The sequence below is a fragment of the Sphingobacterium sp. ML3W genome (assembly GCF_000747525.1).
GTDB lineage: Bacteria > Bacteroidota > Bacteroidia > Sphingobacteriales > Sphingobacteriaceae > Sphingobacterium.
The window spans coordinates 5,212,529-5,236,482 of record NZ_CP009278.1; the positions used below are offsets into that span (position 1 = coordinate 5,212,529).

23 protein-coding genes and 1 tRNA gene are annotated in these 23,954 nt (G+C 38.3%); 10 read left to right on the plus strand and 14 right to left on the minus strand.

The genetic code is table 11. From position 1 onward, the window contains the following. The first annotated feature begins 25 nt into the window (after positions 1-25). Positions 26-667: a 4'-phosphopantetheinyl transferase family protein gene (locus tag KO02_RS22155; protein WP_038701781.1), complete on the plus strand. Its 642-nt coding sequence runs from the start codon at positions 26-28 to the stop codon at positions 665-667. 135 nt (positions 668-802) lie between these two features. Further along, positions 803-874, plus strand: a tRNA-Glu gene (locus tag KO02_RS22160). Positions 875-947: 73 nt separating this feature from the next. Here KO02_RS22160 and KO02_RS22165 read toward each other — a convergent pair. After that, complete coding sequence (locus tag KO02_RS22165; RefSeq protein ID WP_038701782.1) at positions 948-1,523, minus strand: HdeD family acid-resistance protein; 576 nt, start codon at positions 1,521-1,523, stop codon at positions 948-950. 170 nt (positions 1,524-1,693) lie between these two features. Here KO02_RS22165 and KO02_RS22170 point away from each other — a divergent pair, with 170 nt between their 5' ends. Continuing rightward, positions 1,694-3,610: a peptide-N-glycosidase F-related protein gene (locus KO02_RS22170; protein WP_038701783.1), complete on the plus strand. Its 1,917-nt coding sequence runs from the start codon at positions 1,694-1,696 to the stop codon at positions 3,608-3,610. Positions 3,611-4,030: 420 nt separating this feature from the next. Beyond that, a complete protein-coding gene (locus KO02_RS22175; protein WP_144243391.1) occupies positions 4,031-4,561 on the plus strand; it encodes an outer membrane beta-barrel protein in 531 nt (176 codons plus the stop codon). Positions 4,562-4,651: 90 nt separating this feature from the next. Here the strand turns inward: KO02_RS22175 and KO02_RS23090 are convergent, their stop codons facing one another. After that, positions 4,652-5,275 (minus strand): hypothetical protein, encoded by a 624-nt coding sequence (locus tag KO02_RS23090; RefSeq protein WP_051960217.1) that lies wholly within the window; start codon positions 5,273-5,275, stop codon positions 4,652-4,654. 209 nt (positions 5,276-5,484) lie between these two features. Continuing rightward, positions 5,485-6,660: an IS4 family transposase gene (locus KO02_RS22185; RefSeq protein WP_038694773.1), complete on the minus strand. Its 1,176-nt coding sequence runs from the start codon at positions 6,658-6,660 to the stop codon at positions 5,485-5,487. Between the two features lie 171 nt (positions 6,661-6,831). Between KO02_RS22185 and KO02_RS22190 the strand changes: the two genes are divergently transcribed. Beyond that, the gene (locus KO02_RS22190) at positions 6,832-7,584 is read left to right on the plus strand and encodes a response regulator transcription factor (protein WP_038701785.1); all 753 of its coding nucleotides are present in this window, start codon (positions 6,832-6,834) and stop codon (positions 7,582-7,584) included. Here the strand turns inward: KO02_RS22190 and KO02_RS22195 are convergent. After that, positions 7,581-8,336, minus strand: coding sequence for a HesA/MoeB/ThiF family protein (locus KO02_RS22195; protein ID WP_038701786.1), 756 nt, complete (start codon positions 8,334-8,336; stop codon positions 7,581-7,583). The genes KO02_RS22190 and KO02_RS22195 overlap by 4 nt on opposite strands. A 173-nt stretch (positions 8,337-8,509) precedes the next feature. On the opposite strand from KO02_RS22195, the gene KO02_RS22200 reads away from it, so the two are divergent. The 3 genes from KO02_RS22200 (at position 8,510) to KO02_RS22210 (ending at position 10,554) form a co-directional block, all read left to right on the plus strand. Then, positions 8,510-9,463: a helix-turn-helix transcriptional regulator gene (locus tag KO02_RS22200; RefSeq protein WP_081918471.1), complete on the plus strand. Its 954-nt coding sequence runs from the start codon at positions 8,510-8,512 to the stop codon at positions 9,461-9,463. A 137-nt stretch (positions 9,464-9,600) separates the two neighbouring features. Further along, entirely contained in the window at positions 9,601-10,071 is a 471-nt protein-coding gene (locus KO02_RS22205) for a MauE/DoxX family redox-associated membrane protein (RefSeq protein ID WP_038701788.1), read from the plus strand. A 144-nt stretch (positions 10,072-10,215) separates the two neighbouring features. Continuing rightward, the gene (locus KO02_RS22210) at positions 10,216-10,554 is read left to right on the plus strand and encodes a hypothetical protein (protein WP_038701789.1); all 339 of its coding nucleotides are present in this window, start codon (positions 10,216-10,218) and stop codon (positions 10,552-10,554) included. A gap of 71 nt (positions 10,555-10,625) precedes the next feature. Here KO02_RS22210 and KO02_RS22215 read toward each other — a convergent pair whose 3' ends face one another. From KO02_RS22215 to KO02_RS22230, 4 genes are all read right to left on the minus strand, one after another. Then, positions 10,626-12,020, minus strand: coding sequence for a RagB/SusD family nutrient uptake outer membrane protein (locus tag KO02_RS22215; RefSeq protein WP_158500341.1), 1,395 nt, complete (start codon positions 12,018-12,020; stop codon positions 10,626-10,628). Between the two features lie 10 nt (positions 12,021-12,030). Then, positions 12,031-15,231, minus strand: a complete 3,201-nt coding sequence (locus KO02_RS22220; protein ID WP_038701791.1) for a SusC/RagA family TonB-linked outer membrane protein — start codon at positions 15,229-15,231, stop codon at positions 12,031-12,033. Between the two features lie 12 nt (positions 15,232-15,243). After that, the gene (locus tag KO02_RS22225; protein ID WP_158500342.1) at positions 15,244-15,936 is read right to left on the minus strand and encodes a TlpA family protein disulfide reductase; all 693 of its coding nucleotides are present in this window, start codon (positions 15,934-15,936) and stop codon (positions 15,244-15,246) included. A 211-nt stretch (positions 15,937-16,147) separates the two neighbouring features. Beyond that, complete coding sequence (locus KO02_RS22230; RefSeq protein ID WP_038701793.1) at positions 16,148-17,149, minus strand: hypothetical protein; 1,002 nt, start codon at positions 17,147-17,149, stop codon at positions 16,148-16,150. A gap of 641 nt (positions 17,150-17,790) precedes the next feature. Here KO02_RS22230 and KO02_RS22235 point away from each other — a divergent pair. Then, positions 17,791-18,132, plus strand: coding sequence for a hypothetical protein (locus tag KO02_RS22235; RefSeq protein WP_038701794.1), 342 nt, complete (start codon positions 17,791-17,793; stop codon positions 18,130-18,132). A 58-nt stretch (positions 18,133-18,190) separates the two neighbouring features. On the opposite strand, the gene KO02_RS22240 is transcribed toward KO02_RS22235, so the two are convergent. The 3 genes from KO02_RS22240 to KO02_RS22250 are packed head-to-tail and all read right to left on the minus strand — an operon-like array spanning position 18,191 to position 21,170. Further along, positions 18,191-20,005 carry a DUF2326 domain-containing protein gene (locus KO02_RS22240; protein ID WP_038701795.1) on the minus strand — a complete coding sequence of 605 codons (1,815 nt, stop codon included), beginning with the start codon at positions 20,003-20,005 and terminating at the stop codon, positions 18,191-18,193. Then, entirely contained in the window at positions 20,002-20,238 is a 237-nt protein-coding gene (locus tag KO02_RS24460) for an ABC-three component system middle component 8 (protein WP_410528195.1), read from the minus strand. The genes KO02_RS22240 and KO02_RS24460 overlap by 4 nt, the downstream gene beginning before the upstream one ends. Next, positions 20,235-21,170 (minus strand): ABC-three component system protein, encoded by a 936-nt coding sequence (locus KO02_RS22250; RefSeq protein WP_038701797.1) that lies wholly within the window; start codon positions 21,168-21,170, stop codon positions 20,235-20,237. The genes KO02_RS24460 and KO02_RS22250 overlap by 4 nt, the downstream gene beginning before the upstream one ends. Positions 21,171-21,410: 240 nt before the next feature. Between KO02_RS22250 and KO02_RS22255 the strand changes: the two genes are divergently transcribed. Next, positions 21,411-22,145, plus strand: a complete 735-nt coding sequence (locus tag KO02_RS22255; protein ID WP_038701798.1) for a hypothetical protein — start codon at positions 21,411-21,413, stop codon at positions 22,143-22,145. Positions 22,146-22,162: 17 nt separating this feature from the next. Here KO02_RS22255 and KO02_RS22260 read toward each other — a convergent pair whose 3' ends face one another. From KO02_RS22260 to KO02_RS23680, 3 genes are all read right to left on the minus strand, one after another. Further along, complete coding sequence (locus KO02_RS22260; protein ID WP_038701799.1) at positions 22,163-22,450, minus strand: hypothetical protein; 288 nt, start codon at positions 22,448-22,450, stop codon at positions 22,163-22,165. Between the two features lie 439 nt (positions 22,451-22,889). Beyond that, entirely contained in the window at positions 22,890-23,105 is a 216-nt protein-coding gene (locus KO02_RS22265) for a hypothetical protein (RefSeq protein ID WP_038701800.1), read from the minus strand. Positions 23,106-23,201: 96 nt separating this feature from the next. After that, positions 23,202-23,387 (minus strand): hypothetical protein, encoded by a 186-nt coding sequence (locus tag KO02_RS23680; protein ID WP_144243393.1) that lies wholly within the window; start codon positions 23,385-23,387, stop codon positions 23,202-23,204. Positions 23,388-23,954 lie beyond the last annotated feature (567 nt).

The following is a 23,954-nucleotide window of genomic DNA, read 5'->3' on the forward strand; positions in this document are numbered from 1 at the left end:
AAAACTAATTTATCTAAGTTTGAGTATGAGCTTAGTATACCTACGAGAATTGGACCAGCACACCAAATTTGCGATTTGGCGCATTGAAGAAGATGAGCATACCCTATCCAACCAACTGCAATTGGGCGCGCTGGAGGAACAAAAGCTCATCAGCCTATCCAATGGTAAGCGGCGATTACATTGGCTTGCTACACGGGTCCTCTTGCGCACCCTGCTCAATACAACTTCCTATATCGATTGTCCTTCAGATAGCAACGGTAAACCTTACCTTGGCAATTTCCCACAAAAGATATCGCTGACCCATTCTTTTGATTACGCTGGAGCCATCATCAGTTCGGCAGGTGAAGTGGGTATCGATATGGAAATCATTAAATCTAAAGTCGAGCGTATCGCGCATAAATTTCTCAAAGAAGAAGAACTTCATTTTATAACGCATGGAGAAAATCGTTTGGCTCAGCTCTATGCTTGTTGGAGTGCCAAAGAAGCCGTTTACAAATTACAGGGCAATGCAGGCGTTTCTTTCTTGCATAATATGACCATCTCTCCTTTTGAATACGAAGAAGACGGCATATTGCAGTTGTATTTGGAAAGTGAACAGCACAATCGCTTTTTTAATGTGCATTATGAGAAGTTCAATGACTATTTACTAGCATACGTGGTCGAATAGGACCGATTTCTTCATGAAAAAAGGGCTCGAAAAAAAATAATTTTATTCAGATTCAAAGAGTTACGAAAAAGGTGTCACATTTATTTTGGAAGAGTTAAAAATGCGCTTATCTTTGCATCACATTAATAAACAAATGGCCCGTTCGTCTAGGGGTTAGGACGTTAGATTTTCATTCTAGAAACAGGGGTTCGATTCCCCTACGGGCTACAAAAAAGCGACTCCAAAAGAGTCGCTTTTTTTATGTCTTAAAGTCAAAACGCCAGATTTTGGATTTTTATTGTTAAAACTCTCCCAAACGTTTATTTAAGCCCTTCATTTTAATCGATAAAAAGATATTCAGTACTCCAAGTATGATAAAGGAGAATGAAGTATAGAATACGATTGTCATCCCTCCGAAAACGGGATTCCAAATCATAATGAAAGATAGTATTAAGCCAGCCACACCTATAATCATCGTATAGATCCATCCTTTAAACCCATGCTTCTTTAGTTCAAGAGCTTTTCCAATGCCCGTAATCGAATAAAATAGGATTCCAAAACCCACATAAAGCGAGAGCGCTACCATAGAGATCGCAGGATTTGAAATCAACAGAAAACCTAAGAACAACCCTATAATGCCACTAATTAATTCCCAAACCCAATGGTTCAGTGTATTTCGATTGACGATGGCATAGATGATTTCAAGTATACCTGCTACCAGAAACGTAGTTGCAAATATAATGGCCAATGTCAAGTAGGCCGCCAAAGGAGTCCTAGACACCCATATTCCAACTAAAATAAATAAGATGCCTAATATCAAAGGTATATACCAATGTTTTACAGAACTTTTGATTTTTTCTAAAATTGGATTTTCCATATGAGTTAAGTTTTAATTAACTTAAATATACCTTAATTATACTTAAAAATCTTAATCATATTTAAGCTAAACGTATGAAAAGTGTTTTTTAGACAAATACTAGACCTACTCCTTCAGGACATTGATAAAACATCTTATCTTTATGTTTTTAAAAAAATAGCTTAACATTAATGAACTTAAAATCAATCCTAACCTTATTTTGCCTTATCTTCGGTTTTAGCGCCATAGCCCAGAAACCCGCGGTAAGCCACGTTGTTACCCATAACCGTACTACGGTTATTTGTGACCCTGTCACAGCTGCAAACCCTTACCCTGCATGGGGTGTGTTCCCTAAAAACGATGCTCCTATCCGCAAAGTAACCATGCACGTTACGCTCGGTAGCCCTGACAGCATTAACACCGCGCATTGGGATTACCTCGATCATATTATACTACGTCGCAAAGGCGGTAAAAATACTCCTGAGCTTAACTATGAATTGAGCAGAATGCTAACGCCTTATGGCAGTATTTACAATAAAGGGTGGAGCTGGAAATGGCAGGTGGATGTAACTGACTTTGCTCCATTGTTACGTGATAGTGTCGAAATTGTCTATGTGCACACCGGTTATGAAGATAAAACGGTAGGTTGGGCACTCAGCATAGATTTTGAGATCTTATCTGGCCCCTCAGTTGTGACACCGCTAGGTATGGAGCCTTTATGGAATAAGGCCTATAAGTATGGTGATCCGAACGAAAAAATTGAAGAGCATCTCTTACCGATAGATTATGAATCAAAAAACGGTGCAGCATTAAGCCGTATCCGCATACAGCATACCGGTCATGGTATGGACAAGCCACGTGGCTGTAGTGAGTTCTGTAGTCGCTGGCGCGAGATCTCGCTGGATGGTAAAATCGTAGACAAACGTGATATGTGGAAAAAATGTGGAGACAACCCGCTCTATCCTCAAGGCGGTACTTGGATCTACGACCGTGCCTACTGGTGTCCTGGTGATTTGCAAAAGGCAGATGTCATCGACGTTTTCACCAAACCGGGTAAACATCAGGTATCTTTAATGATGGAACCTTATACTGCGACAGATAATATACAGGCTACTGAAAACATCTCATCCTTCTTGTTCCATTATTCGGCACCAAAGCAAAAGACGGATGTAGCGGTTGAATCGATTATGGTACCCAGTGATGAACAACGTTTTTCGAGGTTGAATCCCGCTAGCTCTGGGCCACGTATTTCCTTCAGAAACTTAGGATCGGACCCCATTCGTTCATTGACTATCGTTTACGGGACTAAGGGTTTCCCGACTAAAACATTCCATTGGAAAGGAAATCTGCCATTCAACCAAGTCGCTGATGTCATCTTACCAGGAGAGATTCAGGAAAAAGATGGTGAAAACACATTTCAAGTGACGCTTAATCAACCTAATGGAAAGAAAGATGCTTGGACAGGAGACAATAATATGGAAACGATTTTCACAGCTCCACCGAGATTTCCTGCTGAATTTGTCTTGCAATTGTTAACGAACAAAAATCCGGAAGACAACAGCATCTATCTAGTCAATGCACAAAAAGATACAGTCTACCAGAAAATAGCGACACAGCTAGCGGTTGAAACCGTGTATACTGATACCATCCGTCTATCGGAAGGCAATCATTCCCTTCGCTTGATCGATACGGCGGGCAATGGTCTACAGTTCTGGGCACAACCTCAAAAAGGAGATGGACACCTCCGTTTATTTGATATGAATGGTAATCTCATCCATGCTTTTGAGAGTGACTGTGGTAGTGGCGAAATGTTTAGCTTCAAGGCTATCCAAGGTTTTGAAATGGATACGACAATAGCGCGACATGCATTTTCGCTATACCCAAGATCAGTTATCGATAAAACGGAATTGAATGTTGTATCCAACAAGCGCAATGATATGACGGTTCAGATTACCGTTGATGGTGTGCTTTGGCAAAAACATGAATATAAAGCGGTTAAAAATGCATTATTCAGCTATGACCTCACCCATCTTCCGAAAGGAAGAATCGTGCTAGAAGCTTTTATGGATGGTAAAAGTGCATTCAAAGGACGAATCAATAAAAGATAATAAGAATTAAAAAAGCGAATCTTTTGATTCGCTTTTTTATATTACAGAGTACCCCATATCTCCCCTTAGCTACCAATCTAAAGGAAAGTTATAGTTATCACCACGTGTCAGTTCCAAGGTTACATTGTAACTTTCAGAAAACATACTTTCTTTCATTACTAACTTACCCCTAGTAAACGCAATGAACATCCAAACACCTATTGAACTATACAAATGTAGCGGGATAGGATTAAAATAACGTTACACAAAAGTGTAGTTATCAATTATTGTAAAAGTCTTTTACCTCAAGAGAGAGTCCATTTATAAGCGTTATTTAACATGACATAACTACACTTTTGGGTAGTTAAAAAATCTAATATTATCTATAGATTCGCCCCTGTTAGATTCTAAACAAAGCCATCTTGACAAAAATCAATTATAATGATAAAACACACCCTTCTAATAACCTCTATAGCACTAACTTGCGCTTTAACCTCGAATGCACAAACATCAAAATATTCAGTCGGTCTATTTAGCGACATTATGCTGGAAGCTCCGACTTACAGTACGTTTTACGGAGTAAATGGTAGCTACAGCCTCAATAATCACGGTGTCATTCAAACATTTGTTGGATACAGCAATGTACATATGACAACCGTTGGGGCGGATTATATCTACAACATAAAAGATAATACAAAAAGTAATTTTAATGTTTATGGAGGTATAGGGATATCTGGGGATTTTTATAAGCAAAAAATAGAGGTAGAGTACGAAGGGACCAAAGCCAAAGGCTATGCGAAAGCAAACTATCTAGCCATAAATCCTACAATTGGAATTTCATACCATTTTGACGTCATCCGTTCTACTTTTTATGCCGGTTACAAGGTTAAATATTATGCATTTGAGAATGCTATGGATATTAACTTCCTATCATTGGGACTTCGTTATCATCTTAAGCAAACTCCAAGATGATGAATCAATTTGTTATTTAAAATTTTGACTGTTATATATTCTAAAATCATATAGCAGTCAAAATCTTAACCTTTAAAGACTCCATAAGTATCAAGCGTAAATCCGCTTTGAATGAGTACAATACGCTAATTCAGAAATACTTTTATCGTAAAATTCTTTTAGTGTATCACCATGCATACAAATTGCGATGGTCTCAGACCCTAAATAGGATACAGGTTCGGACATAACTTCCGATATGATCCCCATTCTCGTGAGGGTTTTTAAAAGTTTGCGATCGCACTCCGCAAAAGCGATAGAATTAGGAACTGAACATATGGGGTGAATGGCCCTCAAAACCATTTTTTTAAAGAGGTCAACAGAATTTAAGCCTTTTCGAATAGCAAATCTACCGATATGCCATATCGTAGCATCTTTAGGCATATGCTCATATTTAAGTACATCCATACCAAAAATACGCTCAATAGGTAGTGCTCCAATCCGATTCCATTTTAAAGTTCTGATACTTCCCATAATTTGATGAGATTTATCCTTGACAACGTAGTAATAAGCATCATCGAAATAAGCCTCTTCTTCATCATACAGCTGATCCACAAGCGCATCATATTCATTTGGATGAGACTCTTGGGCATGATGTATAAAATTCTGATCAATAACAAACTTTGTCGCATCATACAACTGATTTTTCCCTATGGCCTGGATTTCCTTTTCAAACATGGTTTTATAACTATGGAGCAAATCTAGGAAAGAGCATATAAAAATACACTACACGAAAGTATAGTATTGCATTAAATAATAGTGTAGAAAACCAACCATTTAAATTAATCAACTGCATTTAACTCACTTCCGTCCTAAATAAATTTTAGGCGCGTGTTTCCCTTGAAACAGTATCTATTTTTAGATAATTTCAATTTTGACCCTATTTTTTAGTCTGAGAATATCTGTAGCTGTCCATTTTTACCCTTAACTGGTGGCCTGATAAAAGGATCATCTATCCATTGCCATATATTTATTTTCACGAATATATTCATCCTGATAAACCCGACCAAGTTAGACAGATTCCAATCGTATTTAGCCTTCTTCTGAAGGTATTTGAGCAGTAATATTCCAATCAACGAAGTCCATATTTGGATCATGACCGCATTTTCAGAAGTACCCACAAAAGATGATATTTTTAAGCGTTGCTTCAGATGCTTGAAGAAAATCTCGATCTGCCATCGCTGTTTATAAATGTTAGCTACTAGTGATGCCTTCCATTGGATATTATTTGTCAGAAAGTGGTACTGGTTGTCTGTGCTGCTGTCCCAAAAGTGAATCAAGCGTAATGGTTTAGAGTTGTATCTATCTGCTGATGGACCAGAAAGCTCAATGATCTCATCTTTAATGATTCCCTTTTCAAGGAGTGCTTCACTCTGGTATGACTTGATAACGTTGTACTTCATGTTAGTTTTACTCCTGGTAACAAAATAACAACCTCTGCTGTCCAAATCCCCGAGCCAGTTGTAATCCACATAACCTCTATCCACCACTACAACGCTTCCTTTGGAAAAACTATAGCTACCCGCACGCTGGCTTTCATGAACTTTCCCGTCTGTAATCTGCATGAAAACAGGAAGACATCCATCATAATCCAGCACAGTGTGCAGTTTTACAGCACCTTTGGTGCTTCTAAATTTAGCCCAGTCAAATACAGATAAACATAAAGGGATGATACTGGCATCCATCAGATAAACCTTGCGCTTTAATTGCGTTAGATCTTTGCGCAAATGGGTATCCTTTTGCCATAGCTTATCTAATAGCGAAAAGTACAGATCTTTAAAGAGTTCATGGGTGCGGTGCTTGTTGATATAGGAAATATTGGACTTGCTGGGTGCTCTACCAACACCTAAATGGTTCAAATTACCAGTCGTACTACGTAAGCCATTACTGATATCACGAACTGAATCTGCAGAAGAAAAATGGCAAAACAACATGCTAGCAAGATGCGTCCAGCTGTTGATCCCTTTACAATGTTTGTCACTCTTGTGCTTAGCAACCAAAACCTTGAATAATTCGCGGTCGATAAGTGATAAAATCTGACTAAAAACGTTTAAATTTACCATGGCGGTGTGTTAAAATTTGACGATTTAAATATAGCAACTTTGCTATAGCAAAACACCGCCACTTTTTTCAACGTTTAGGACGCTACTGCATTTAACTAAGATATAATCACCTTTAGCGATAGAAATAATTTTTAAAATTCATATCTTTAACAAAACGATGAAAAACATAACATGGTGAATCAATTTTTCTTTCCGAAAAATACGGTAGATAATTTATCCGAAAAAGATCTCCATCGACAACTTGATTATAGAGAAGCCATTTATGCATTAGCCAGAACTACCTATTCTAGCCTATATGTCATCAATTATGCAACCCAGGCATTCGAATATGTATCTGAAAATCCACTTTTCCTTTGTGGCCATACTGCACAGGAAGTACAAGATATGGGCTATGCATTCTATTATAAATATGTCACGAAGGAAGATCTAGATTTGCTCACACAGATAAATAAGATAGGTTTTGATTTCTTCGATACTATACCCATTTCAGAAAGACGGCTTTATACCATTTCTTATGATTTTCATTTACAAAGTGATGTAAAGAAAAAAATATTGGTCAACCAGAAGTTAACTCCGATGTTCTTAACAGATTCGGGTAAAATATGGAAAGCCCTGTGCACGGTTTCATTATCAACCCAACGAAATTCTGGAAATATTCAAATATCAAAGAAAGGATATAATCAAATCTTTAAGTATGATCTAGAAAAGAATAGGTGGAATACAGTGGAGGTTATCAAACTTACTGAAAGAGAGAAAGAAGTCCTCCAATTTTCCATCAGAGGATTTACGATCAATGAAATCGCACAAGAAATCTTTGTCTCGCCAGAAACCATCAAATTTCATAGAAGAAAACTATTTGACAAAATGGGGGTCACCAATATGTCAGAGGCCATATTCTATGCAGCGAATAATAAATTGCTTTAAATCCCCTTCATAGCATTGAAGTAAAATTCAGGAAACTTTTTCACAGTTGCTCCTACTGCAAGGTCAAATAGTACAGTGGTACACATAGCAGCCACTATCCAGCTACCAATAGCAAGCTGTGGTGGCGACATATCTCCATCTTCATTTTTAAACTTTTCGACCACTTCTCGGACCCAATCTTGTGGATTTCCCCAAAAAGAAAGGTTTCCGAGCGCATATTCAACAAAATCAATCTCTGAAAACTTGTGACCCGACCTTTCTATACTATCCAGACGAGCGCCAGCAGGATCAATCACAGCAAGCAATCCTCCCCAACCCATATTATAGGGGTGCAGAACGGGTATCTTATGCTCACTACATAGTTGATCAAATCTCAAAGGAACATCCGAGCTGAAATCCAATGCATTTATTGCTATTTGGTGCCCTGGTATATATTGCTCTAGATTATCTGCTGTCAAGAAAGTATTATAGATCGTGATATTTGCCTTATCATTAATGCCAAGCAGTCTCTTTTTTATGGCCTCTACCTTAGGACTATCAATATCTTTTTCAGTAAAATTCTGCCTATTCAAGTTGGTCAATTCAACGGTATCACCATCGATAATCGTTAAGTTTTCAAAGCCAAACCGCAGCGCGCATTCTGCTATCTCGCTACCTATACCACAACCAGCAAGAAGAATAGGTACATCTTTTATCAACACTTGCTCTTCCTGGGAAATATAAATACGATTTCTGCTATAGCGATTTTCCATACTATTAAATTTGGCCAAAAATAATGCATATTGTGCGCAATAATCTTACACAAAAGTGTAGTTTACAGCTAAAACTATCCTTTTGTGCAGCGAAAAAGTAGTGTTAAAAAATTATCTTCACCAACCAATTATTAACCGATCAATAAAAACATAGATACTCAAATCTTCCGCGTATGGCAGATCATTATCAGCTCTTGTTCCATAGCCAACCTATACATACTGCACATGTAATGGGCAAGCTCCCGCTATGGAGCAAATATAAGATGAGCATCGCACAATCTGCAGTACTACAAAAATTTGAAGACCATAGCCAGATCCTTCGGCAGAAGCTCCAATACGGTCCTTTATTTATCGAACTCTTTCAAATAGAAGCAGACCATTCCTTTTCATTTGCTTATACGACAACACAAAACCGGTTATTTCTATTTTTCTTATTGGAAGGGAGAATAGCCTTTTCTGAAAATGGGACATCAGCGATTAGTAAGGCCAATCCACACCACTTCTATGTTTCACACAACCGTGCAGGGCATTATACTGTAAACAGTCTACAAACGGAAAGTACCATTGGCTTGGTGGTATCCATCCATCCCAAATGGGCAAAAAAAGCAGTCGCCATCTATCCCAATCTTCATCATGCCATTATAGCGTTACTCAAATCCAATACCTCCTATGGTATCATGCCACATTGTCCAATAGATATAGAAGTACAGAAATGGATCAAAAAGACACTCGAAATACCGAATGACAACCCATTTCTGTTTAAGAATCTATTAAAAGCATACATCGTGCAAGGACTAGCATATTATGAAAAATTGCTTATCAAAACAGGCGCAGCATACGTGTATCGCGTCAAATTATATATCGATAAAAACTACAGCGATCCAGACATCGATATCAAACAATTTGGTGAAGTGGCCTATATGACCACATCCTCACTACAACGAAAATTTAAGAAAGAATTTGGCACTACCATGTATGACTATTGTACCCAAGTACGTCTAAAACAAGCTTACAAGCTCATCCATAATGACAATGTACCTAAAGCAACAGTGTGGTTCCAGGTAGGCTATCGAGACCCGAGCACCTTTCATAAAGCTTATCACAAATTCTTCAGCAAAAAAGGATAGCCAATCCTATGCTCTTCTCCCCTATTTTGGAATAAAAAGTTATTAGCTCCCATTTCATGGTGAATATTGGAGTTTTCTTCCTTCTCTATCTTCAGCATTCTTTGGAAATTTGTTTTAATGAGTTTTAAAACAAAGAAATGAAAAAGAACAGTTACATATTTATAGTCGTGCAATACAGTTTTATCCTGCTATGGGGAAGTTCGGCAACCTTAAAGCTATTGAACATCTCCGAGACCAAACAAGAATTACTTTTGCAACCCTTTCCAATCTGGATGTGCGATATCCTATGGTGGTTGTTGCCAGTATTACACATCGCACTAGTACTTGTGCTACTATATAGACCAGCAGTTAGTTTGGGAATTAAACTTTCGACAATGCTAATCACCATGTACACTCTTTACTTACTAATTGGGGTAACTAAACTGATGGGTTCCACCCCTTGTACCTGTGCAGGGCTGTGGCCGACAAACAATCATTGGTTACATATTATACTTAACAGTATATTTATAATTCTAGGCATATTATATTGGATATTGGCCCATAAAAGCCATAACGGAAAAGACGTTAATTTCGAACTTGGTAGAAGGGAGGATGTGATCTTATCTTAAGCAAAACGAAATTGCAGGGTTAAGGCCTCCCTGCTGTAACTGATGAATCTCCATCAAAGCTAAAACCTCGGAATAGCAAAAGTGGCAGGTCATGTGATGGACCTGATGAAATCAAAACATGATAATTTTTTAAATTTTATAATTATGAAAAAAATATTAAAAAATTTGAACATAGGTGCACTAATTGCTCTAATATCGGTAGTTACAATGACTGTATCATGGAAAAACCATGAAGGCAAAAAGGCAACCCCTACATGGTATCAGGTGAGCTTGATCAGCCCTACAGGTGGAAATATCGCTACCAACCAGAAAATTGACGGGCTCTATCCGGGCGGTGCACCAAGCGGAAGCTGTAACAATTTAGCGGGAGCTACCTGTGCTGTTCAGCTGAGCGATGTTCTGGAACCAATTGATATGCCAGCGACGGTCAAAGAAGCGAACGATGACGGTTTCACTTCCCAGGCCTTCCGCCAACATCAATAGCCCAGTAACTAATTAAAATAAGTCAATCGGGTCAATATCCAAAAAAAGGGAGGCAGATTTGCCTCCCTTTCCTATCTCTGGTTCTGCTCGATTCCATTTGCGTCAATTTCTGACTGCGGAATAGGCCAGACCCACTTTTTTTCGCCGGGTGCAAGTTCATATCGTACCCCGTCCAGCATCCTGGAAAAAGAAACCAAATATCTCCCTTCTTGGTTCAACCTTCGGGCATCTTCCCACCTACTCCCCCGCATAAAAAGTTCCTTTTTTCTTTCGCCAAGAATATACGCTAATAGATCATCAATCTCCCCAAGTTCAAGGTTCCTGTAAGAGCTGTGGCTGAATCTATTCTTTCGCAAAAGGTTGATGTCATCCAGGGCATTCTTTTCCGATCCGGCGCGGGCGGAGCATTCTGCACGGATAAGCAGCATTTCCTCTACGCTGAGTCCCGTGAAGAATTCATTACCTCCATAACCACAATAAGAACCGGAATATACCTTTGTTCCATCTGGCCGTGTGAAAAAATATATTTCCCCCCTAAGATCCTGCTGTTCAATTGACCTGGTGAAAAGTGTATCTATATTTTGTCTGGTCGGCATGATGATCCCTCCAACGGCAGCTGCGGAATAGAAAATAATCGACGGGTTGTTCTTCCCATAAGGCTCAAAATAGCTTCCATAGATATCCGTTATTGAACCTGTTAAGTTATTGTAATCCACTAGCGTACTTCTTTTTTTGAGAACGATGTCTGCATATCTGAGTGCCATATCAAATTTTCCCTGCTGGAGATAGACCTTCGCCAGAAGTGCCTGCACGGCTGTGGTGCCCGGCATATAGGGATTGATGTCGTCTACTATCCGAATATTCTCGGCTTCTTTTAGGTCATCCAGTATCCGGTCGTAAACCTCCTTCAGTGAAGAGCGGCCGTATCTGACAGAAATATCATAGTCCACCCGTAAGGGCAGACCGGGATCCTGTCCAGCGGTAGGTTCATGATATGGTCTGCAGAATAGCTGCGCCAGCTGATAAAAGTTCCATGCCCGGTGGAAACGGGCACTGACCTTTACCCTGTCCCGATTGGCCGTTTCTCCCTGTCCGGAAGCTGCAGACTCGACATCCAGGGCAAGATTGGCGTACATGATCCTTTCGTACGCTAGATCCCAATCTTTGATATTCCGCAGGGAGCCATAGGGATTGTCCTGCCAGGTATAGGCATACTGGTGAAACGGTGTGTACTGTGAGCCCGCCACAAGATCTGCGGGATTTTTGACATAATATTCGTCCGCTCCAAGATAAGCCAGATCGCTTGAAGTATAATACATGTTTTCCCGGCCCAGGATCGCCAGACAATCTTTGGACGTCTTTGGAACGACCTGACCGGATGTACGCTTGACATCCAGAAAATCTTTGCCGCAACCTGTCAAAATAACGGCAAAGCATAAAATCAAATAGTTTTTTAAATCTTTCATAATATCGATGTCAAAAGTCCAACCTAAGTCCAAATGCAAAGCTTTTTGGCGCCACATAATCCGCAATGGGAAAATCCGGGTCCAGGCCGTAACGGTTCGCTTTCCAGAGAATACCCAGATTACGGGCATATCCATAAAGCTGTACATGCTTAAATACCGATCCTGGTAACATAGTTACCGGAAGATCATAGGAAAAGCTGACGTCCTGCAGCCGCACATGGCTGCCGCTGGGCACAAAATTTTCATATTGCTCAAACATGGCGTACAGATTATCCGACGGATCCCCGGATGTTGCCGGAATATCTGTCCAGCGTTCATCCCCTGGATTCTGCCACCGGTTCAGGTAATCCATATGATACTGAAGCCTGTATTCTCCTTCGGGAACGGTTGTCGAACGCCGGAATACATGTCCCATTTTCCATGAAATAAGGAAAGAAAGGCTCATGTTCTTCCATCTGATCTCATTGCGTAAAGAACCATAGACGGTCGGGACCGTGACCCCCGCGGCGATGAGATCTCGGGGCGAAAGGCTGTTAAAATAATCAACGCCGTTTCTGGTGCGCTTCCCGTCAAGGAACATCATTACTGTGCCATCACCGGGATCGAGCGAGTATCGGGGCAGTGCAAATAGAACATCCTTGCTCTTACCGACCACAGGAAAAGAAGGAGGAAGCAGATAATTGTATAATCCGATATTATTATTTGCTGAATACCCGGTGACCTCATTGTGGACAATGTTGAAAAGGAGCGTACTGTTCCAGTTAAAAGCTCCAAGGATATTCCGACTGCTGAGCTGGATGTCCATTCCTTTTGTTTTCAGGTCCGCATAGTTGATCAGGTTTGATTTTTCAGCGAAACTTTCCGGATAGATTCCGGTACTCGGGGGCACAACCCTGGCTCCGATCAGGTCATTTGCGTTTTTTATGTAATAATCGGCGCTTACCGAAATACGATTATCGAGTAATCGGGTATCCAGACCCAGATTAAATGTTTTCACCTGTTCCCAGCGCAGGGACGGATTTCCGATACTCCGCACAATGGCCCGTGGAAGCCCGGTGTTTTCACCCGTAGCGGAATGGTCGATAGTAGGCAGGGAACTTACATTTTTATTGACGTTTCCGGCAATGCCATATGTGGCCCTCAGGCGCAGATAATCCATTTTCGAAACTTTGAACCAGGATTCTTTTGTAAGATCCCAACTTGCACCCGCCGACCATAACGGAGTTCCTTTCTGGTTTGTTTTCACCCCGAACAGGTTTGACCCGTCCCATCGGAGTGAACCGGAAAGAATATACCTGGTTTTATAGGTGTAGCTTGCATTTCCAAAATAGGACAGGTAACGGTCTGTAAACTGCTGTTTTGCAGAAAGAGGGGCCAGGAGTCTTGACCTGCCGCTGGGACGTGTTTTATAATTTTCGGTATAGTTGTAATTGTTGTCTCCTATCAACAGATCTGGGTCATAATTGTACAAGGTATAGCCTGGGTTTGATGCCTGTATCATTTCCCTGACCTCAGCTCCCGTCAGCACCGTTATCTCATGTTCTCTACCAAGACTCTGCGAATAGTTCAGCTGCGTGCGGGCAGAATGGCTCCCCGAGAAAGTGGACGACAGTTCACGGAATACACCCCCATAGGGGATGATCTGCGTGCCGTCGGCCTGCGTGAAGCGGTTGACGATATTGCGCGCATAATAGCTATCCTTATCATACTCGGCCGTACTAGATGAGTTTCCCCTGATATATTGATAGCTTGCGCTGATGTTGAAATGCGGGAGAAAATCGTACCTCAGTCCCAGGTTTGCCCTGAGCTCATCGCTATTGCCCCGCTTGTCCATAAGCCCACGTTCCTCCAGCGGGCGGTATTGCCATCCCAGTAGGCCATTAACCTCTGCCTGACCCACATAGACCTGCCTGTATTCTTTGATGACAGCTGCAGGATTTCCGTTTTCATCCGCTAATCTCGTGTAGGGGGAAAGACCGACATTTGTGGCGTTTCCCTTAAGGTCGTCCAATGTGAGCTGGTTATTCTGATTATTCTGTCTGCTGTACCATAACGCCGTAGAAAGTTCCAGCTTGCGAAATGGCCTGAACGTATTCTGTAGGTTCAGGTTTATTCTATCGTTAGCACCTCCGATTTCGCTCAAGCGGTTTTTGTCATATCCTCCGGAGACATAATAGGTGAAATTCTCTCCTCCACCTCTGGCATTCAGCGCATATTGCTGGTACATGGCGGGTCGGTAAAGGTATTTCATCGCTTCGCTGCGGACTTCCGTATTTTTTAGAATGGCTTCCTTTCTCTCAAACTCTGCGCGACTGAGTGTCCCTTTATCCAGCGCGATCAGCATTTCCACATACTCAGGGAACGGAGTCTGCTGGGCATTTTCCAGATAATATCCGCCCTTTTCGTATTTTTCTTTTTCAATCGCCATGACAGTCTCAGATGGGAGACGGTTTCGTCCATATAGCAGGCCGGGCTTCTGTCCGATGGTCAGGTTACTATTGATAGAGAGCTGACCTTTCTGTCCATATTGTCCTTTTTTTGTCGTGATCACGATCACACCATTTCCTGCACGTGCTCCCCATATTGAAGCTGCTGCACCATCTTTCAGGATCGTGATGTTATCAATATCATTCGGATTTATGGAGCTGATATCACCGTCGTAGGGAAAGTTGTCCACAACAATAAGCGGGCTTGCATCGGACTGTATGGTCGCAAGTCCCCTTACACGGATATCTGATGCTTTGGTCCCGCCCGGCGTAACAAACTGGACACCGGGAGCGATGCCGTCAAGCCGCTGAAGGATATTTCCACCCACAGAACGGTTCATCAGTTTATTGTCAATGACAGTAAAAGACCCCGTAGCCCTTTCTTTTGGAATCGTGTAGAATCCGGTATTGACAACCTGAACTTCGTCAATTGTATTACTGATTTTTTCTAGAGCAATAGTCAGGGTGCTGGTACCCGAATTAACTCCTATATTCTGGCTGCTGTACCCCATAAAACTGATGGACAGGGTGTCCGGTAGTCCCGCATTGCCAAAAGAAAAGTAACCGTTTTTGTCTGTCTTTGTCAAAATACCTGACTTTTTTAATTTCAGTGTTGCATCGTACAGTGGTGTACTGTTTTCATCCCTTACATATCCCGAAATTTGGGCATTTACAGTAAAGAGGGAAAATAACAATAGGATGGTGATGGTTAAACGTTCTTTCATATTTCCTTCTTCTTAAAATGGTGATTTCCACATATCCTTCTCGGGAATGGCCGTAATTTCACCCGCCGCCATTTTCGTGAGGATAGGTTCCACATCTACTGTTGCATCGGTAATACCGACCAAGATTCCATTTTTTATCCAGGCCGAGGGGCCTGTAACAGATGTACCACAGAAATATGCATTTAGCAGGTACACCTCAGGACCTACAAGCTGTGGCGAAGTCCAACCCTTTTTTCTGGCAGTGAGCTCGGCCTTATAATCAAAGTCCAGCATGAGGCCGACAGACTGAACTTGACTATCATACTTTGGCCCAAGCTCTTTCCACTTATCCATAGATTCAAGACATGGCGCGCACCATGTAGCCCAAAAATCCAAAACAAGCATCCTATCCATGGAAAGCTCTCGTAATGTGACACTATCCCTGTCATATACATCGTTCACTATACGCATGGGAAGGTCCATGATATCGTCTGGAACCATTTTTCCTATTTCAAGTGGAGATATCCGGCCCTTAATTACATTGTATTCAAACAAAGGGTACTTCATCAGATTGGCGTCTGGATTAAAATGCAAAATCTGAGCACGGATATTATCCTTGTTTTCAATTTCGACAAAATAGGGGATATTTTGTCGTTCTATCTTTTTGGACATTTGCCCATCAGCCCCGCTGTCCTGGTGGGGCGACTGAGCTGATAAACTAAACATATAAAACACAGCAATGCATGTTAATAGCATTCTTGTGCTCTTCAATGCATGTGAGGAAAAATATAAATATTGAAAAATTGCTAGTACTGGTGCAAGTATAACTTTTACGGTATCCAGTACTTTATAGACCAGTACTTCACTATTAATATCTCTAATACTTCTATTTATCCGCCACAAGACGTGTTTTAAGCGACTCAAAGAGTTGTCACATTCAACATGAGTAAAATACTTGGCTAAAAAAATTAAAAGGCTTAAAAGCTCTTATTTGAGATAACGCATTCGCCAAGTAGGGATTAAGCAAGGATGAAGCCAGTCCTAAGCGTACATAGTGTGTTGATAGTGCGTAAACGGGTACCGTTTTACACACTATCCATGCTTGGCAAACGCTTAGCATACGCTCTACACATGCTTGATTGGTAGTCAATCTAGCCTTGGCCGTGCGTTCAACAACTGAATCAACCTCCAAATTTAAGTTTCCTACTTCCCGACCAGAAGTCACATCGGTCATACTAATCCCGGTACCCTTCCAGTAGCTTCTCAGTACCTCTTTGGTACCTCTCCAGTAGCTTCGTAGTACACTCCTAGTACCTTTTCGGTACCTTCCCCGTGAACTAACAGTACTTAAACAGTACATTCTGGGTACCGGGTTCGTACTTCCTTCTATCCTGCTTCGAACCTCACCCATCCCTTGCACACCTCTGACACATCTCCCAAACATCGGCTGCCCAAGAAAAGGTAATTGGAAGGTAATTAAAAGGTACTTAGCAGGTCGTAAATACTTCGAAGCTGGTACGAACACAGTACGAAGCTGACCCGAATTTGAGAACAACCTATCCTCAATAACTCCTGTCCTGCAACCGACCTTATTCCCGCTTTCTTCTGAGCTTATTCTGCCATACTTCGGCTTTTTATCCAATTTTATTCGAGTTGGCTTTGAGTTTTCATACTGTTTGACTCGAAAAAAATTCGAAGCGGACTCGAAGCCCACTCGTAGAAAGTTAGAAGTTGGTGCGAAGTTGGTCAGAAGTTTAGCATGTTGACCTACGAAAAACGCAGTATGTTCTAATGCAATATTACATTCTGATGCTTTAGCATCAATAGACCGATAACTTGTCGTGAACCACACTAAGCAACGGTTTTTAATGGAATGAATGGACTGGAGAATCTCCCTTAAATAGGCAAGTTCTCTCCCACCCTTATAAAAATTGTTCATTTTTAAAGGTTTAAAAAACTGCGACCTATTGACAAAGGAAACCCTTGTAAATACTAACACACATACCCACCTGCTCCTAAGCCTAACTTAGGTCACAAATAAAAAAATAGGATTAATTTCGATTTACCTAAGCACGTTTGAAAGAATTCATACAAGGTTATTTAATTGGCGTCACGTGCTTCAAGATAGGATGGTCATATCAATGACCTCACCTCCGAGCTACTCGGGGGCGCTGATGATGTTTCTGAATTTTGTTTTTTTCATATCTGCATAAATAAAAATATAATTAATGCAGTGAGCTTCAGAAAAAAGCGGGCCTCTGCTCACTACTCCTCCCAGGCACGTTTGGACATAGTGAGTGAGCGCCCGCCCAAATCTATATTTTTTTAAATACAAATCCAAAAGCGGGCTTCACTCAGATTCTTGCGTCACTCATTTTGCCTGGGAGGAACAAGAAATTTGGTAAAAACTTTAACGGTTTTTCTACAAAAAATCTACTATTTTATACAAAATAGGAATTGAAAAACCTAAATATTATACAAATATATACAATTATGTATAATAAACAAGTGAATTTTGTAGAATTTCACTATTCTCTCTAGAAAATATATTGAATATCTTCAAGAGTAAAGAAAAATAGGATGTCTGAAGAAAAAAATAGAGGGGAATTTTTAAACAAAATAATCACTCAAAAAGGAATAAACATTGGAAAATTAATGAAGCGAATAGGATACCATAGAACGACATATTATACCCACATTAAACAGTCAAAACTTGATTATTCTATTTTATCTAAATATGCAAAGGAAATCCCATATGACTTCGCAATAGAATTTCCTGAAATACGACAATATAATTATAGTATTGAACCTCAAAACAAAATTCAATCTGTTAAAGATGTAGAAGCAGATAGAGACAAATGGAAGGACAAATACTATGACCTTTTAGAAAAGTACAACAACTTATTAGAGCAATCCAAATAATGTGACACTCCAATAAAGGAGTGCTTATCCTCCTATGTCCAATCAATTACAATATAATTTAAAACTCGAAACCAAATAGCGTTCCACTCGGATTTTTATCGTTAAGTTCTAAAACCACATTATCCGGGCTAAAATAAATAGGATTTTCCTCTTCATCAGTAGGCAAATCGGACTTAATGACCGACAAAATATACTGAATATCATATTTAGAGGTAATCTCTTGAATCAATTTTAAAAGTCTAATTTTAATGCCATTATCTTGCTGGGATAAGACATCATCATGGTAGACAAAGCGAAAATAAGATTCTTCATTATTGGCAACCAATATAGCTAAGTCGAAAACTACGCAAAGAATTTTCCGATATGTCCTACCTTCATCCTTCGCTGTATCCATCGATAGTATACCTTTTGTCTTTATCACTGGAGGTTTGAAGTCCACATTATTGTTCGAGTTTATAGACCATGATATATAAGTATCTTCGTCCATCACCTCTGAAAAATATTTAGAAAACTGATTGCGGATCAACTTATACTTCTCGTTAATCTCCGTATGATTACTTATTTCTTTTATTTCAGTTACTGTTGCCTCAATATCTTTCTTAAGTTCTTCTTTCTTTTTGTCTTCGGCAACAATTAAATCGATAACTTTTAGTTTTTCCTTTAGCTGTATAAGCTCCGATTCGAGCCTAGCCAATTCTTTTTGATAGGCTTTTAATTTTTTAAAGATATCTGTATCTTTTAAAAAGCTGAATAAATCTTCCTTCTTTGAATTTAAGGTTTGTAACTTGTCATTGACCTCCTGTAGCTCCTCAGATTTCTGTTTTAGCGTTTTACGTAAAAGTCGGTTTCGATCCTTTGTGAGCTCTTCATTAAATTTCAATAAATCTGCATAATCCTTTTTCAATTCGGTTGGGAAATATAATTTGGATTCATTGAATACTTTCTCCACCTTATTGAGATCAAAAGAAATATTATTCTTGATGGAACTCTGCAGTTTATTAATATCGAAATTTAAATTATAGGACAGGGTATTTAATTCGGATATTTTATTCTCGATCTCATCAATCCCACTCTCAATCATTCTTTTGTCTTGCTCATAGAAGTTGAGTTGATCTATTTTTGATTCGGCGTCTTTTGTCTTCGACTCCTGTAATCCTATCTGAGCTATTATCTCATCCCTATCGGTGTTGTTAATTGAAAAGTCCTGCTTCAATTGAGCTATATGATCATTGATCCTTTCTTGCTTCTCATCGTTTCGATATTTTCTTCTTAAAACATCGCCGTTGAATCCCAGCAAGTCGAACATAAAGGGCTTCCAATCAATATCCTTTCCCCCTTTAAATTTGGATAATCGATAAACATCTTCATAATCCGGTTGCATCCGAATACAGTAGTTTACAGCCTTTCTATAATCGTACTCTTTATTTTTGAACAAATCAAATTTGAAATACTCTGCCAACTTCTTTTTGGCAACTTCAATCCCCAAATCTTCATGTACCCAATTCAGAGGTGGTTCATAACCATCTGCACGTTGTTCATTTATACTTATAGACGTTTTAGTATGACTCTCCACACTTCTTTTTATGGTAAGATATCGACCATCATTCAATAATACCTCCAAGTAGAAAATATGGGATCTAAAAACTGGTTTATTATCGGCATCCAGTACCTTTAGAAGAAAATTATTCTTATCTATTTTCTTAATCAAAAGATAATCTATCAACTCTGCTAGCTTTGTCTTACCTAGATCATGCGAATTCTTTCGCTCTTTGGGGTCTGTTAATACATCTGCATAAATAATACTAAGACCTCTTAGGTTAAAGGTAATATCTTTGAATCTTGAATCACTACAAAATAATTTACTTAGCTTCATGAGATTGATTTAAAGGAGTCTGTTTTTTGTTCGTAACTTATCTGGTTCATTAAATACAGAAAGTTGAGTGCATAAGGAAAGTTGATTCTCGCATCGTCCCCCAATGATTGAAGAACTTTCTGCATTAGCGTATCATACTTTATAGCATAGAACGCATTAAGCTCTGATAGAATAACCGAACTGATGTTAATAATAGAATATTTCAGATTTGTATGCCTGTCAGGTTTTATCATTTTATCCCAATTAAACACTCATAGTACATATAGTGCAGCAAAGTGTAAATATGCCTTTTTCCTTTAATACTTTGACCATCACAGATCTTTTTGTATATGAATACAAACACTTGCTCAAAGTCTGCAAAGTTATCTCTTTTAATTTGAATTACATTCCTCAACTCGGCAGCGATATCAAAATATTGTTCTTTTAAGTCTTCATTTCTCACATCACTAAGAAAAGACTGTATCTTTTCAAAATCCTGCAAAGAATGTGCTAATATTTCATTTTCGAAATAAGATTGGCTCAACGTATTTTTTTTATTCTTTTCTTCAATTTTGATTCGATCAAGATCAAATTTTATTTTTTCCACTTCGGCAATCAGTTCAATAGATAAACTTCCTAACTGTCCTCTAAAGGCGCCTATTATCTCTTTTATTTCATTTTCGGAAAAATCAAAAGGAATGTGGTGCAAATCTAGACCAAATTCTTTAATGATAGTTTTATTCGGGTTTATGTATAAATCATTCAAAGATTCCTTTCCAATAATAATTACATTTTCTAAACCTGTCTCTTTTTTGATTTTTTTTAAAATATCTTCACCTGAAATGCCAGAATATTTTCGATTAGTGAACAATACGTAACAATCTAATTCATTGTTCTCTTTTAGCTTTTTTATTTTCTTGATTTCCAAATCGATGATTGAGGAAAAATCCTTATCTGCGCATGAGGCAATTACATTGCTTGTGTGTTTCGCCTGAACAATAAATTTACCCTTCCAAGGCTCGTTAGTAGATGGAAAACATGAAGCAACTCCATGAAATTTTCCATCTCGTCCACCATCTTTTCCTTGAGCAAAAGAAATGACTCCCATGCCCAATAAATCTTGACATATACGGTTTGCCAATTTTTCGAAAACTGAATCTTCTAATAATTCTAATCTATAATCCATAATAGTACTTAGGCGCTAACCAAAAAAGCAGAGTTGCTTTGTCTTTTATACAATTGACCTTTCTATTTTAAACATATATAAAATTTAATACAAAAACAAAATTAAAATGAAGGTAGCTCTACATCATATAGTATATTGTCCATTCTACTTAATTTATCGAAGAAATACGTTTGAAAATCTTAAATCTGATTTTGATTAAACATAATAAATTAATACTTTAATCATTTAACAAAATAAATAATGAAAGAGAAATTATTACTGATTATCAACAACCTAAACAAACCATATGAACTAAATAGTTCAAAACCTATTATTAGTCTTGCCTTCTTGGCCTTCTGCATTCCGGTATTGGGACTCTTTTATCTTTGGATATATAATAATAAGTTTGGTATAGACTATTATGCAAATTTTAATCTTACAGACGCAGTTGCGGTATTATATCAGAAATTAATGTATATCATTTTGATTTTTCTGTTATTTTCCTTTCTACCCCTATCGTTTATGGTTATTACACATTTGTCCCCTCCAAAATCCACCAAGGGAAAACCAACCGTATTACTCATCTTTCTTTACCTTTTATTCGGAACTTTCATCCTATGGGTGCTATGTGATTTACTTAAATTCCCGATCTACCAAACTATTATAATTTTGACATTCGCATTTATTGGAGGTTTAGTCTACATTTTTGGGCATAAAATTACTGGAAATATAATTTTAGCTGGAGTATTATTTGCTTTTATGTTTGTCTGTGCACATGTTGATGCAGGTTACGTGAAAAATATCAGACCAAAATACAACGTTGTATTGAAACAGCATTCAAATCTACCGATCTTAACCGAAGGGGATACTTCTAGATATCTTATCTATAAGACAAAAGAACATTATTTTATAAAAAATGATAAAGAGAATCTAGTTTACAAATATTCCATCACGGGAAATGAAATGGTCAGTTTCACACCCACCAAAGACAAATAGAGTGGAATTAGCTCATTTTATAACTTTAAATAAGACACCAACTCGCGAGCTGCCGCACCTCCTGCACGATTGGCACCAATAGTAGATGCCGATGGTCCATAACCTATTAAATGTATTCGTGGATCTTTGGTCACCTGTGTCGCTAATCTTCCTGTCATCTCGATTCCGCCTTTATCATTGATTAAACTTAATGGCGCAAGATGATCTAGGGAATGTCGAAAACCTGTATTCCAAAAAATAACATCTGCATCCAATGTTTTTCCATCCTTCCAACTCACACCTCTTTCAATAATCTCATCGAACATTAGGTTTGCGATTTTAAGGCTTTCACAGTTTGTTTTTATTAAAAAAGCCTTTCCATATGAAAGGCTTTTGCCTCTTTTTATTAGCTATTTCTGATTTATACATTTAAAGTATTCTTTTACTTTATTGGCAGATTCAGGGTTAATTTCCCTATCATATATATATAAACGAAAATCTGTTATTATTTTTGATTCCAAAATTTTCAAATCTGAGGCTTTCATGGGAATATATGCATTATAAGAATACCCATTACGAATTACTTTAGGCTCTACAGGTACATCTGGATAAGAAAGTTTAGCACCATCCTCTAGCAGGATAGTAACTCCTTTTTTTCCTACGTTTGCTGTACTTCCAGAAGTTGTCAGACTGAGATAAGTTGTTTTGCTATCTCCTTTAATAACTTTGATTATTACAATACCCTGCGACGCAGGCGTTGAATACCTAGTTGAGTTTCAAATTTGTCCTTTTCTTCTGTAATATCAGAACAGAAAAAGCCTTGTGGATATTCATTCCCCCGATCACCTCAAGCTCAAAATCTGGTTCAAATGAAGGATCATACTTATAGTAGACATCACCAATTTCTTTGTTTTTTAATTGAAGAGCATAAACTGTTTTAGAAGATGAATACTTAAGCTTTTCTTCTATTGCATCTGTCACTGTAAACTCTTTACAGACCAATCGTCCATAATCTGATAATGCATATATTGGATTGTCAGTAGGAAAAAGTTTATTTTTGGGTTTATCGTCAAGGAACTATCCTTTTTGCCTATCAAAAGAAGTATAGTAGTTTTTATAAAGGTATTTTCTCAATTCCTCTTTTGCTTCTTTCGCCCTAACTGTCTTTCCAATTAAAAGCTTAGGGGTATTTGCAGGAAAACCCTGACCAACCGAAATAAGAGCAATGAACATGCAACAAATTGTAGTGTAAATTTTTTTCATAATTATAATATTGGATTATGAAAAAAAATAGTAAAATATATCTAACAATAGATTTCTGAAACTTAAACTTCTTGATTTAAAAATTCATAGTGCAAAGTGTTTAAAATAAAGTTCTCTTTTATCTACAAGCTTTACAAATTAAGATTAAAGCTTTGCAATTGTACGTAGGTTTGATCAGAATCTAGAATTAACATCAATTACTATCGTAAGAAAATGGCTCTTTTAATCTTTTACAAACTATTTTTGTTAAAAAAAATAGTTGAAGTACATAGAAAATCTTTTTAGAGAAATTTAATTGTCCGGAATAATATTTCACACTTAGCTTAATCTGGAAAGTCTTTTTAGGATAATAATCTAAAATTGAACAAGCTATTCTGTTATTTACAACTTTATTTACCACAAATAAATGTATATTTTTATATTTTAATCGCAAATTATAAAAATTAATTTCATAAATTTATCTGAAGCGGATTTAGCAAACATGGAGATGTTTGAAAGTGAACAATTAATTATGATTTTTTAACTCTACATAATAGTGTTATTATAAATTTATATAACTTAACTTAT